Below are 12,788 nucleotides of genomic sequence, written 5' to 3'. Positions count from 1 at the left end.
GGCCCCCGTACTTTGTGCGCTCGTGACCGATGTCCCCAAGTACTCGTCCACCGACCCGGCCGCGCCGTCCACGGACCGGGACGCGTCCGTCTCCTGGGAGTCGACAGCGACGGCCGGCCGTCCGCCGGTGCGATCCGAAACCGACGGAGGACTGTTCTCCAGACGGTACGTGGCCGCGACCGCCAGTTTCTCCGCGGTGATGTTCCTGACCGGGTTCGCCGCGCTGGCCGTGGTGCCCACCTTGCCTACGGCCGCACGGGACCTGGACGGGGTGTCGCTCTTCCCGCTGGTGGCGGGATGTTTCGTGGCCGCCGGCCTGCTGGGCGGGGTACTGGGCGGCCATTGGGCGGACCGGTCCGGCGCACGACGTCCGCTGGCGGCGGGCATGGTGCTGGCGGTGGTCACCCTGCTGGTCTCGGCCGCCAGCACCTCCATCTGGCAACTGGCGGCCGGCCGCTTCCTGGACGGACTCGCGAGCGGGATGGTGGCGGTGTCGATCAACACCGCCATCGGGCAGGCCTACCCCGACCGACTGCGGCCGCGTGTCCTGGCGTTGATGAGTGCCTGCTGGGTCGTCCCGTCGCTGGTCGGTCCTCCACTGGCCGGGGTGGTGGCCGAATGGTGGTCCTGGCGGGCGGTGTTCTTCGGTCTGGCCGCGCTGACCGTGCTGCCGGCTCTGGCCGTGGTGGCCGTGCTGCGCGGCCGTTCCTGGCCAGCGGCGCCCGCACCGTCGGGAGACAGGTCGCCGCGCCCCGCGCTGATGGTGGCGGCGGCGGTGAGCGTGGGTGCGGCGGTGGGGCAGTACGGAGTCTCGGGCTGGGACCCGCGCCACCTGCTGTTCGTGGTGGGAGGGTTCGCCCTGCTGGTCGTGTTCGCGCCCCGGCTGCTGCCGCCGGGCACCTGGCGTGCCGCGCGCGGTCTGCCGGCCACGGTGCTGCTGCGCGGCATCAGTTCGGGGGTGTTCTTCACGCTGGAGGCACTCGTGCCCCTGCTGCTCGTCACCGAGCGGGGCGTGCGTCCCGTGTCGATCGGCCTGGCCTTCACGGGGGCGGCCGTGGCCTGGGCCGCCTCTTCCTGGGTGCAGGGCCGCCTGGAGCGCCGCCCCCGGCACCACTTGGTCGTGGCCGGTGCGCTGGTGCTGACCGCGGCGGTCGCTGTCGCCGCTGTCGGGACGCTGCCCGAGCTGCCCGCTGTGATCGCCGCGTCGGCCATGGTCGTCGCGGCCGTCGGCATGGGCCTGCTCGCACCGTCTCTCACTGTGCTGTCGCTCTCGCACGCTCCGGCCGGGCGGCAGGGCTATGCCAGCAGCGCGATGCAGACCAACCAGAACCTCGGCCAGATTACGGTTCTGGGTGTCTCCTCCGCCCTGTTCAACGCCTGCCTGAGCGCCGGCGCGACCGGCCACGTCGGCTACGGCGCCGCCTTCGTCCTGCTGCTCGCGCCCTGCGTCCTGGCCGCCCTGTTCGCCACCCGTACCCGCAGCGCCTGAACGAACCCCCGCCATCCCCACACCCCTGGCCGGCATCCCCGGTACCCGGCCTCTTGACCACCGCGTTCCGGCCGCACAGGATCACGCCATGACAGGTGTACGGAGCAGCACAGTCGACGGCGTCGTGGCGCGCAGCGCCCGGCGAACCCCCGAGCGCACCGCCCTGCGGTACGCGGAGCGGTCCTGGACCTACGCGGAACTCGATGCCGCCGTCAGCACCGCGGCGGCGGTCCTCACCGGCGAGCACCGGCTGCGCCCCGGCGACCGGGTCGCCTGTTACGCGCACAACTCCGACGCGTATCTGATCGGCTTTCTCGCCTGTGCCCGTGCGGGCCTGGTCCATGTGCCGGTCAACCAGAACCTCACCGGCGACGACCTCACGTACCTCCTCGAACAGTCCGGCAGCACCCTCGTCCTCACCGACCCGGACCTCGCCGACCGTATTCCGGCCGCGTTCTCCGTATGTGCGCTGCGCGACGCACCGGGCTCGCTCCTCGACGCCACCGCCACCCCGCGCCCCTTCACCCCGGAGCGGGAACCGGCCGCGGAAGATCTCGTCCAGCTGCTCTACACCTCGGGCACCACCGCACTCCCCAAGGGCGCGATGATGACCCACGGCGCGCTCGTCCACGAGTACGTCAGCGCGATCACGGCGCTCGACCTGCGCGCCACCGACCTGCCCGTCCACTCACTGCCGCTCTACCACTCCGCGCAGATGCACGTGTTCCTGCTGCCCGCTCTCGCGGTCGGCGCACAGAACATCATCCTCGACGCACCCGACGCGGACCGGATCTTCGACCTCGTCGAAACAGGGCAGGCCGACAGCGTCTTCGCCCCGCCCACCGTATGGATCGGCATCTCCCGGCACCCCGGATTCACCACCCGGGAACTCGGCGGTCTGCGCAAGGCGTACTACGGCGCGTCGATCATGCCCGTACCCGTACTGGAACGGCTCCGCGACCGACTGCCCGCGCTCGCCTTCTACAACTGCTTCGGGCAGAGCGAGATCGGGCCGCTCGCCACCGTCCTCGGACCGGACGAGCACGAGGGCCGGATGGACTCCTGCGGCAGGCCCGTCCTCTTCGTCGAGGCCCGGGTCGTCGACGAGGACGGCAAGGAGGTCCCCGACGGCACGGCCGGTGAAGTGGTCTACCGCTCGCCCCAGTTGTGCGAGGGCTACTGGGACAAGCCCGAGGAGACCGCGGAGGCCTTCCGCGACGGCTGGTTCCACTCCGGAGACCTCGCCGTGCGCGATGCGGAGGGCTTCTTCACCGTCGTCGACCGGGTGAAGGACGTCATCAACTCCGGTGGTGTCCTCGTCGCCTCCCGGCAGGTCGAGGACACCCTCTACACCCACCCCGCCGTCGCCGAGGTCGCGGTCGTCGGCCTGCCCGACGACCGCTGGATCGAGGCCGTCACGGCCGTCGTCGTCCTGCGCGGCGAAGCGACACCGGCCGAACTCATCGACCACGCCCGCGAGCGGCTCGCCCCTTTCAAGGCCCCGAAGCAGGTTCTCTTCGTGACCGAACTGCCCCGCAACGCGAGCGGAAAGATCCTCAAGCGGGAACTGCGCGACCGGTTCGCGTAGGGGATCCGGCACGTGTCATGCGGGGCTCTCGCCGACGCGGCGGTCCGGGCCCCGGCAGCACACGACCGGAGCGCGAACGGGCCGCGCCTCCCCGGCACGGGGCCCGTCCGCCCGGCATGAGCCGGACCGGAAGGCGCACTATCGGTCGTCGCGCTCGTCCACGATCCGCTTGAACTTGCCGACCGACCGCTCCAGCGTCCCGGGATCGACGATCTCGACCCCGACCGACACCCCGATCCCGTCCTTGACGGCCGCCGTGATCGACTCCGCGGCGGCCGTCCGCTGCTCCGGCGTGGCTCCCGCCCGGGCCTCCACCCGTACGGTCAGGGCGTCGAGGCGGCCCTCGCGGGTCAGCCGCAGCTGGAAGTGCGGGGCGAGCCCCGGCGTACGCAGCACGATCTCCTCGATCTGGGTCGGGAAGAGATTCACCCCGCGCAGGATCACCAGATCGTCGCTGCGCCCCGTCACCTTCTGCATCCGGCGGAACACGCGCGCCGTGCCCGGCAGCAGCCGGGTCAGGTCCCTCGTCCGGTAACGGATCACCGGCATGGCTTCCTTGGTGAGCGAGGTGAACACCAGCTCGCCCTCCTCGCCCTCCGGCAGCACCTCACCGGTGAACGGGTCGACGACCTCCGGATAGAAGTGGTCCTCCCAGATGTGCAGCCCGTCCTTGGTCTCCACGCACTCCTGCGCGACACCGGGCCCCATCACCTCCGACAGGCCATAGATGTCGACCGCGTCGATCGCGAACCGCTCCTCGATCTCGCGCCGCATCTCCTCCGTCCACGGCTCGGCACCGAAGATCCCGACCTTCAGGGAAGTCGTCCGCGGATCGACGCCCTGCCGCTCGAACTCGTCGAGGAGCGTCAGCATGTACGAGGGGGTCACCATGATGATCTCGGGCCGGAAGTCCTGGATCAGCTGGACCTGACGGGCCGTCATTCCACCGGATGCGGGAATGACCGTGCAGCCGAGCCGTTCCGCTCCGTAGTGCGCTCCCAGACCGCCGGTGAACAGTCCGTATCCGTACGCGACATGGACCTTCTGCCCGGGGCGGCCGCCGGCCGCCCGGATCGAGCGGGCGACCATGTCCGCCCAGGTGTCCAGGTCCCGCTCGGTGTAACCGACGACGGTCGGACGGCCCGTCGTCCCGCTGGACGCGTGGATCCTCCGCACGCGCTCCTCGGGGACGGCGAACATGCCGAAAGGGTAGTTGTCCCGCAGATCCGCCTTGGTCGTGAAGGGGAAGCGGGCGAGATCGGCGAGCGTGCGGCAGTCGTCCGGGCGCAGACCCGCCTTGTCGAACGCGGCCCGGTAATGGCCGACGTTCTCGTACGCATGGTGCAGCGTGGCCCGCAACCGCTCCAGCTGGAGTGCCTCCAGCTCGTCCCGGCCCATTCGTTCCGCCGCGTCCAGCAGAGGCGTCATCCGGATCTCCCTCTTCCGAGCAGTCGACCGATCGTTCGGTCGATCCTTCGGTAGTAGTAATTCAGGATGTTCCGTCTCCTGGCAAGAGGGGTGGCGCACACCACTCCCTCGGAGGCGTCCCGCATCGTGGATACGCTCACGCCGAACACGGCTGCGCCGCCCGGACCGCCCTGTTTGGGTGGCGTGCATGCCGGTCTTCCACGCGTACGACGGGACCGGGCTCGCCCACAGCCTCCTGGGAGAGGGCGCACCGCTGATCTGTCTCCCCGGCGGGCCGATGCGGGCCGGCGCGTACCTGGGCGGCCTCGGCGGCCTCTCGGCCCACCGGCAGCTCGTGGTGCTCGACCTGCGTGGCCCCGGGGCTCCGCGGTGCCGGACGACCTGTCGACGTACCGCTGCGACCGGCCGGCCGCCGACGTCGAGGCACTGGGCGAACACCTCGGCCAGGAACGCGTCGACCTGCTCGCCCACGCCGGGGCCGCCGATCCGGCCGCGCTGTACGCCGCCCGGCACCCGCGGCGGCTGCGTACGCCCACGCTCATCACACCCGGCGCCCGGGCCGTCGGCATCGACGCGTCTTCGACCCCGCCGCCACCTGGGCCGGGATCGCCGAACGTCTGGCCGCCGACCACCGGGTGTACGCGTTCGACTTCCGCGGGCACGGCCTCGGCGACCGGCCCGGCCGCTACTCCTTCGAGCTGTTCCGGGACGATCTGTACGCCTTCCCGGAGGCCCGCAGCCTCGCGGGCGCCACGGTGGTCGGACACTCCATGGGCGCCGCTGCTGCCTGTCTGCTCGCCGGGCGGGAACCCGGACTGATCGGCCGGATCGTCCGGGAGGAGGCCCCGCCGCCGTTCCCGCTCGAACCGCCGCGCGGCCCCGCAGAGCGCCCCGACGAAAAGCTGGACTCCGACTGGCCCGACCTGAGCAGCTCCCGGACGGCTACCGGGCAGTCACGACCGGTACAGCAGCGAGGTCAGGACCTCCCGGAGAGTGGTCTCGGCATCGGCCACCGGCCCCGTCGACCGCCAGGCCACGAAGCCGTCGGGACGCACCAGGACCGCGCCTTCGGGTGTCGTGCCGTGGAGCTCCGCCCAGTCGGCCCCGTTCTCCGGCTCCAGCTCGGCGCCCGGACCGATGCCGTACGCCTGGAGCCGTACCGAAAGTCCGTCGGCGACCCGGGCCGCCGCCCGCCGCCACACCACGTCCTCACCGTCCGTGAGCAGCACGAAAGTGTGCTCGTACAGATCCAGCGTGGACTTGCGCTCACCGTCCTGACGGACCCACAGATGCGGTGCACGGCTGCCCGGTTGGCCGTTCAGCTGCATTCCCTGCGGCACCACCGGCTGCCCCGGGTCGGCACCCAGCACAGCACCGCGGACATAGCGGTAGCCCAGCGCCACGGTGAGCATCCCGCCCTGCTTCCCGCCGCCCACACCCGGCGCCGCGGCGTATCCCGGGTGGCTGTGCTCGCTGGAACGCGCCGAGGCCCGCGCGCTCGTTGCCTGCGCCACCGGCAGCCGCTCCGCCTCGTAGGTGTCCAGCAGACCCGGGCCCGCCTCGCCCTTCAGCACGGCGGCGAGCTTCCAGGCCAGGTTGTGCGCGTCCTGGATACCGGTGTTGGAGCCGAACGCCCCGGTGGGAGACATCTCGTGGGCCGAGTCCCCGGCGAGGAAGACCCTGCCGGACGAGTACCGCTCCGCGACCCGCTCCGCGGCGTGCCACGGGGCCTTGCCGGTGATCTCGATGTCGATCCCCGGAGCGCCGACCGCCGTACGGATGTGCTCGGCTACCCGCTCGTCGGTGAAGTCCTCAAGGGTTTCCCCGAGTTGAGGCTGCCACGGCGCGTGGAACACCCACTCCTTCTTGTTGTCCACCGGCAACAGGGCGCCGTCCGCTGCGGGATTGGTGAGATAGCAGACGATGAAGCGCCGGTCGCCCAGCACATCGGCGAGCTGCCGGGAACGGAAGGTGATGCTCACGTTGTGGAAGAGATCGCCGGGCCCCGTCCGGTCGATGCGCAGCTGCTCACGGATGGGACTGCGCGGCCCGTCGGCCGCGACGAGGTAGTCGGCGCGCACACTGATGTGCTCTCCGGTCTCCCGGTTCTTGAGTGCCGCGTCCACCCCTGACCCGTCCTGGTCGAAGCTCTGCATCTCGGTGGAGAACCGCAGGTCACCGCCCTGCTCGCGGGCCAGCTTCACCAGCACGGGTTCCAGATCGTTCTGACTGCACAGGCACCAGCCGGTCGGGCTGAAACGGACGAGCCCGCCCCCCGGGTCGATCTCCTTGAACAGCCACTTCTGGTCGTCGCCGGTGAGCGACCCGGCCTGCAGAATCCCGTGGTTCTCGGCGAGGACCGACGCCGCTTCCCGGATGCCCGGCTCGGCACCCGCCGTACGGAACACCTCCATCGTGCGCACGTTGTTGCCGCGTCCGCGCGGATGTGTCGAGGTGGACCGGTGCTTCTCGACCAGCAGGTGCTCGATGCCGAGCCGGCCGAGGAAAAGTGAGGTGGACAGGCCCACCAGGGAGCCGCCCACGATGAGGACCGGTACGCGAATGCCGACGTTCTCGTTCATCAGTTGCTCCAGCTCGGACGCCGTTCGGTTGCCTTGTTCCATGCCCTCGTCGGAGCGGTTCGGACGATCGCTCACCTGAACGGTTCATAAATCTCGCGCCACCCGGACCAGCGTTTCACGATCGGTCACGGAGACGATGCCCGCGGTCACGGGGGCGGACCGCTCACATCCGCCGGGAGAGTCCCCGCTCCGGATCACTCGCCAACCGACGGTTGACGGCACGCCACCCGGCTTGTCCACGACACCGTCTCGAAGGAGACCGAAAGATGACCACCACCCTCTCGGAACGGATCTCCCAGTCCGCCTTCGACGGCTCCAGGCTGCGGGTCGTCCTGCTGCTGGACCTGTACGACGGGGCCCAGAAAGAGTTCCTGGAGGCGTATGAGCACCTGCGCAACCAGGTGGCATCCGTCCCCGGGCACATCAGCGACCAGCTGTGCCAGTCCATCGAGAACCCCTCGCAGTGGCTGATCACGAGCGAATGGGAGAGCGCACCCCCGTTCCTCGCCTGGGTGAACAGCGAGGAGCATGTCGCGACGGTGCAGCCGCTGCACAGCTGCGTGCGCGACACCCGTTCGCTGCGCTTCAGCGTCCTGCGGGAGACCGGGAAGTCGTTCGAGATGGCGCCCGAGACGGCCAAGGGCAGACTGCAGGCGTCACCCCGCCTCGGCGACGGAGTGGTGCGCCACGCGCTGACGTTCACCGTCAAGCCCGGCACCGAGGACATCGTGGCCAAGATCCTGGCCGACTACGACTCCCCGAACGCTCGTGTCGACGAAGACACCCGTTTGCGCCGTACTTCGCTCTTCATGCACGGAAACCGCGTCGTGCGGGCGGTCGAGGTCGAGGGCGACCTCCTCGCGGCCCTGCGCCACGTCGCCCGGCAGCCCGAGGTCAGGGCCGTCGAAGAGGCCATCAACCCGTACCTGGAGCAGGACCGGGACCTCAGTGACCCGGACTCCGCCCGGATGTTCTTCACCCGGGCGGCGCTCCCCACCGTCCACCACGTGACCGCGGGCCGGCACAAGGCCGAGGACGTCCGCCGGCACGCGCTCTTCTACCAGGCCAAGGAGGGCTGCGGCATGGCACTCGCCCGGCTGCTCGCCGGCCATGACGAGGAGGCGGCCGACGACCCCGCGAGCATCATCGACAGCAGCACCATCTTCCAGCGCGACGATGTCGTCGTCCGCCTCCTCGAAGCTATCGAACCGATCGACGCGCAGGCCGCTCAGGCGGTCGGCATCGACGGCCCCGGCAAGGTGGCCAGGCTCGGACGTCTCCTCGACGGCGGCGCGAACGCCGTGCCCACGAACGATCAGGGGATCTCGCACTTCCTCGCAGAGTCCGAGATGACCCTGATCACCGATCGGCGCGCCACGGAGTCCTGAGCCGCGCATCCGCACCCTGGGGGGTTCTCGCTCAACCCGTCAATACAACGCGCAATGCGCCAGGAGGAAAGCAGTCATGACCATGCACCGGCCACGCATCGTGGACCTCAGCGAGACGCAGCCCAACCGCAGGCGCGGAGGCGACCTTCGCGCCATGCTCACGCCGACAGCGGTGGGAGCCACCAGCGGCTTCATGGGGCTGGCCATCGTTCAGCCCGGCGACCGCATCGGCGAGCACTACCACCCGTACTCCGAGGAGTTCGTGTACGTCGTGAACGGTCTCCTGGAGGTGGATCTGGATGGTGAACCGCACCGGATGCGGCCCGACCAGGGCCTGCTGATCCCTCCCCATGTACGCCACCGGTTCCGGAACGTCGGCGACGTCGAGGCACGCATGGTCTTCCACCTCGGCCCGCTCGCCCCGCGCCCGGAACTCGGCCATGTCGACACCGAGCACACCGAGTCCGCCGAGCACGCCCCGTCCGCCGAGCACACACGGTCCGCCGGGCGCGTCGCACCGCCGGAACGAACGGAGGCCGCCTCATGACCCGCCGCGTGGGGGTCACCGGCGTAGGCGTCGTGGCCCCCGGCGGCATCGGCGCACCGGCCTTCTGGGACCTCCTCGCGAACGGACGCACCGCGACCCGGGGCATCACGCTCTTCGACCCGGCCGGCTTCCGGTCCCGTATCGCCGCCGAGTGCGACTTCGACCCGGCGGCGCACGGACTGGACGCGGACCAGGTCGCCCGGTCCGACCGGTACGTCCAGTTCGCGATGGTGGCCGCCAGGGAGGCCCTCGGCGACGCGGGGCTCGACCCGGAGAAGGTGGACCCCTGGCGCATGGGGGTGTCGCTGGGCACCGCGGTCGGCGGCACCACCCGACTGGAGCACGACTACGTCGCCGTCAGCGGCAGCGGCGCCCGCTGGGACGTCGACCACAGGCCGGCCGGCCCGCATCTGGAGCGGGCCTTCTCACCCAGCTCCCTCGCTTCGGCGGTGGCCGAACAGGTCGGCGCGCACGGCCCGGTGCAGACCGTCTCCACGGGCTGCACCTCCGGCCTGGACGCGATCGGGTACGCCTTCCAGTCCATCGAGGAGGGCCGCGTCGACGTCTGCGTCGCCGGGGCGTCCGACTCACCGATCACCCCGATCACGGTGGCGTGCTTCGACGCGATCAAGGCCACCTCGGCGAACAACGACGATCCGGAGCACGCCTCCCGCCCGTTCGACTCCCGCCGCGACGGCTTCGTCATGGGCGAGGGCGGGGCGGTGCTCGTCCTGGAGGAGCTGGAGCACGCCCGCGCCCGCGGCGCGACCGTCTACTGCGAGATCTCGGGCTATGCCACCTTCGGCAACGCCTACCACATGACCGGGCTGACCCCCGAAGGGCTGGAGATGGCCGAGGCGATCAACCGGGCGCTCGGTCACGCCCGGATGGACGGCTCGCAGATCGACTACGTCAACGCGCACGGCTCGGGCACCAAGCAGAACGACCGGCACGAGACGGCCGCCGTGAAGCGGGCACTGGGCGCGCACGCCTATGACGTACCGATGAGTTCCATCAAGTCCATGGTCGGTCACTCGCTGGGGGCGATCGGGGCCATAGAGATCGCGGCCTGCGTACTGGCCCTGGTCCACCAGACGGTGCCGCCGACCGCGAACTACGAGAGCCCGGACCCGGAGTGCGACCTCGACTACGTGCCGCGCACCGCACGTCCCCTGAAGCTGCGAAGCGTCCTCTCGGTCGGCAGCGGATTCGGTGGCTTCCAGTCCGCGGTGGCCCTGACGCGAACAGGTGGGAGGACACCATGAGAACCCGAAAAGCCCGGCGCACCGTCGTCACCGGCATCGGTGTCGTCGCCCCCAACGGAACCAACACCGAGGCCTTCTGGAAGAGGACGCACGAAGGGATCAGTGTCCTCGACCGGGTGACCCGCGAAGGGTGCGAGCACCTTCCGCTGCGGGTCGCGGGCGAGGTGCGGGGTTTCGAGGCGGTCGAGCTGATCGAGGAGCGCTTCATCGTCCAGACCGACCGGTTCACGCACTTCGCGATGGCCGCCGCGGACATCGCACTGGACGACGCCCGGCTGGGCCGCGCCGACTACGAGAACTCACCGTTCGACGTCGGCGTGGTGACCGCTGCCGGGTCCGGCGGCGGCGAATTCGGTCAGCGTGAACTCCAACGGCTGTGGGGACAGGGATCCAGCTACGTGGGCCCGTACCAGTCCATCGCCTGGTTCTACGCCGCCAGCACCGGCCAGATCTCGATCCGCGGCGGTTTCAAGGGGCCGTGCGCGGTCGTGGCCAGCGACGAGGCGGGCGGCCTGGACGCGCTGGCGCACGCCGCCCGTTCGATCCGCGGCGGAGCGGAAGCGGTGGTGGTCGGTGCGGCCGAGGCACCGCTGGCGCCCTACTCGGTCGTCTGCCAGCTCGGATACCAGGACCTGAGCACCTGCGACGATCCCGCCCGCGCCTACCGGCCGTTCACCTCGGACGCCTGCGGATTCGTGCCTGCCGAGGGCGGCGCCATGCTGGTGGTCGAGGAGGAGCAGTCGGCGCGCCGGCGCGGGGCCCGTGTCCGGGCCGAACTCGCCGGGCACGCCGCCACGTTCACCGGCGCGTCCAGATGGGAGGAGTCCCGGGAGGGCCTCGCCCAGGCGATCATCGGCGCCCTGCGGGAGGCCGACTGCGCACCGGACGAGATCGACGTCGTCTTCGCGGACGCCCTCGGCGTACCGGCGGCCGACCGCGCCGAAGCACTCGCGATCGCCGACGCACTCGGCGCGCACGGCCGGCAGGTACCGGTGACGGCGCCCAAGACCGGCATCGGGCGCGCCTACTGCGGGGCGCCGGTACTGGATGCGGCCGCGGCGGTGCTTTCCATGGAGAACGCGCTGATACCGCCCACGCCGAACGTCTTCGAGGTGTGCCATGACCTCGATGTCGTCACCGGCAGTGCGCGCCCCGCCGACCTGCGGACGGCGCTGGTGCTCAGCCGCGGGCTCATGGGCTCGAACGCGGCGATGGTGCTGCGGCGCTCCACCGACACCCAATCGTGAGAAGGAGAAGTCCTCATGACCGATCGACTGACCTACGCGGAACTCGCCGCCCTGATGAAGAAGGGCGCCGGACTCACCGTGGACCCGCGCGACATGGAGAAGCGTCCCGGGTCCGCTTTCGACGAGTTCGGCCTCGACTCGCTGGGCCTGCTCGGCATCGTGGGCGTGCTGGAGAACCGGCACGGCCGACCGCTGCCGACCGACGCCGACCGCTGCAAAACCCCCCAGGAATTCCTGGACCTCGTCAACAACACCCTCATGCAAGGAGCCTGACGTGCCTGGACGCACCGAGAACGAGATCACCATCGCCGCCCCCCTGGACCTCGTCTGGGACGTGACCAACGATCTGGAGAACTGGCCGCGGCTGTTCAGCGAGTACGCCGCGGTCGAAGTCATCGAACGGGACGGCGACAGGACGAAGTTCCGCCTGACCATGCACCCCGACGAGAACGACAAGGTGTGGAGCTGGGTCTCCGAGCGGACCGTCGACCGCGCCGGCCGCACGGTCCGCGCCCGCCGGGTCGAGCCGGGCCCGTTCCAGCACATGAACATCCGGTGGGAGTACTCCGAGGTCCCCGGCGGTACGAAGATGCGCTGGACCCAGGAATTCGCGATGCGGCCCGACGCACCCGTCGACGACGCGTGGATGACCGACAACATCAACCGCAACTCCAAGGTCCAGATGGAGCTCATCCGGGACAAGATCGAGCAGCGCGCCCGCGAGCGCCGTACCGCCTCGGTATCGGCCAGCTGACCCGCCGTCCGCCCGCCCCACAGGGCCCGGCACCCCGCCGGACGGCGGGGTGCCGGGCCGGGAACCAGAAAGGCATCCCACGATGCACCACGCTCTGATCGTCGCCCGGATGGCGCCGGGTTCGGCGCCGGACATCGCCGAGCTGTTCGCGGCCTCCGACAGCACCGAACTGCCGCACCTCGTCGGCGTCACCAGGCGCAAGCTGTTCCAGTTCGGCGACGTCTACCTCCACCTGATCGAATCGGAACGCCCGCCGGGCCCCGAGATCGCCAAGGTGACGGAGCACCCGGCGTTCAAGGACATCAGCGACAAGCTCACCGCATACGTGAGCGCGTACGACCCGGAGACCTGGCGCAGCCCCAAGGACGCCATGGCCCACGAGTTCTACCGGTGGGAGCGCGGCACCACCGCTTGAGACGGAAAATCGCCCCGGGTCCGGCCAGTCGGCCGGACCCGGGGCGATTTTCGTCTCCCTCGGGGGCTTCCATTGCTCCCGGGGG

The 12,788-nt window shown here is 70.6% G+C and carries 11 protein-coding genes and 1 pseudogene; 10 read left to right on the top strand and 2 right to left on the bottom strand.

Translation table 11 applies throughout. The features are described 5' to 3' along the window. The first annotated feature begins 22 nt into the window (after positions 1–22). The gene (locus tag ACFVV1_RS34195; protein WP_389997526.1) at positions 23–1,489 is read left to right on the top strand and encodes an MFS transporter; all 1,467 of its coding nucleotides are present in this window, start codon (positions 23–25) and stop codon (positions 1,487–1,489) included. A gap of 88 nt (positions 1,490–1,577) precedes the next feature. Further along, entirely contained in the window at positions 1,578–3,077 is a 1,500-nt protein-coding gene (locus ACFVV1_RS34190) for an acyl-CoA synthetase (RefSeq protein ID WP_389997523.1), read from the top strand. Positions 3,078–3,215: 138 nt separating this feature from the next. Here the strand turns inward: ACFVV1_RS34190 and paaK are convergent, their stop codons facing one another. Continuing rightward, a complete protein-coding gene (paaK, locus tag ACFVV1_RS34185; RefSeq protein ID WP_389997520.1) occupies positions 3,216–4,505 on the bottom strand; it encodes a phenylacetate--CoA ligase PaaK in 1,290 nt (429 codons plus the stop codon). Between the two features lie 187 nt (positions 4,506–4,692). On the opposite strand from paaK, the pseudogene ACFVV1_RS34180 reads away from it, so the two are divergent. Further along, positions 4,693–5,437, top strand: a pseudogene (locus ACFVV1_RS34180) (alpha/beta fold hydrolase); the annotation flags it as partial. Positions 5,438–5,458: 21 nt separating this feature from the next. Here ACFVV1_RS34180 and ACFVV1_RS34175 read toward each other — a convergent pair. Continuing rightward, positions 5,459–7,162 (bottom strand): FAD-dependent oxidoreductase, encoded by a 1,704-nt coding sequence (locus ACFVV1_RS34175; RefSeq protein WP_389997517.1) that lies wholly within the window; start codon positions 7,160–7,162, stop codon positions 5,459–5,461. Between the two features lie 191 nt (positions 7,163–7,353). On the opposite strand from ACFVV1_RS34175, the gene ACFVV1_RS34170 reads away from it, so the two are divergent. The 7 genes from ACFVV1_RS34170 (at position 7,354) to ACFVV1_RS34140 (ending at position 12,703) form a co-directional block, all read left to right on the top strand. Continuing rightward, entirely contained in the window at positions 7,354–8,475 is a 1,122-nt protein-coding gene (locus tag ACFVV1_RS34170) for a SchA/CurD-like domain-containing protein (protein WP_389997515.1), read from the top strand. Between the two features lie 76 nt (positions 8,476–8,551). After that, positions 8,552–9,022: a cupin domain-containing protein gene (locus tag ACFVV1_RS34165; RefSeq protein WP_389997512.1), complete on the top strand. Its 471-nt coding sequence runs from the start codon at positions 8,552–8,554 to the stop codon at positions 9,020–9,022. Beyond that, complete coding sequence (locus tag ACFVV1_RS34160) at positions 9,019–10,287, top strand: beta-ketoacyl-[acyl-carrier-protein] synthase family protein (protein ID WP_389997509.1); 1,269 nt, start codon at positions 9,019–9,021, stop codon at positions 10,285–10,287. Before ACFVV1_RS34165 ends, ACFVV1_RS34160 begins: the two co-directional genes overlap by 4 nt. Next, positions 10,284–11,534: a ketosynthase chain-length factor gene (locus ACFVV1_RS34155; protein ID WP_389997507.1), complete on the top strand. Its 1,251-nt coding sequence runs from the start codon at positions 10,284–10,286 to the stop codon at positions 11,532–11,534. Before ACFVV1_RS34160 ends, ACFVV1_RS34155 begins: the two co-directional genes overlap by 4 nt. 15 nt (positions 11,535–11,549) lie before the next feature. After that, positions 11,550–11,807 (top strand): acyl carrier protein, encoded by a 258-nt coding sequence (locus ACFVV1_RS34150; protein WP_389997504.1) that lies wholly within the window; start codon positions 11,550–11,552, stop codon positions 11,805–11,807. 1 nt (position 11,808) lies between these two features. Beyond that, a complete protein-coding gene (locus ACFVV1_RS34145; RefSeq protein WP_389997501.1) occupies positions 11,809–12,288 on the top strand; it encodes an SRPBCC family protein in 480 nt (159 codons plus the stop codon). Between the two features lie 82 nt (positions 12,289–12,370). Next, positions 12,371–12,703 carry a TcmI family type II polyketide cyclase gene (locus ACFVV1_RS34140; protein WP_389997498.1) on the top strand — a complete coding sequence of 111 codons (333 nt, stop codon included), beginning with the start codon at positions 12,371–12,373 and terminating at the stop codon, positions 12,701–12,703. Positions 12,704–12,788: the final 85 nt, after the last annotated feature.

The sequence above is a fragment of the Streptomyces sp. NPDC058092 genome (assembly GCF_042884935.1).
Taxonomy (GTDB): domain Bacteria; phylum Actinomycetota; class Actinomycetes; order Streptomycetales; family Streptomycetaceae; genus Streptomyces.
Note: the sequence above shows the minus strand (reverse complement) of the source record. Positions and strands in the feature narration are given on the sequence as shown.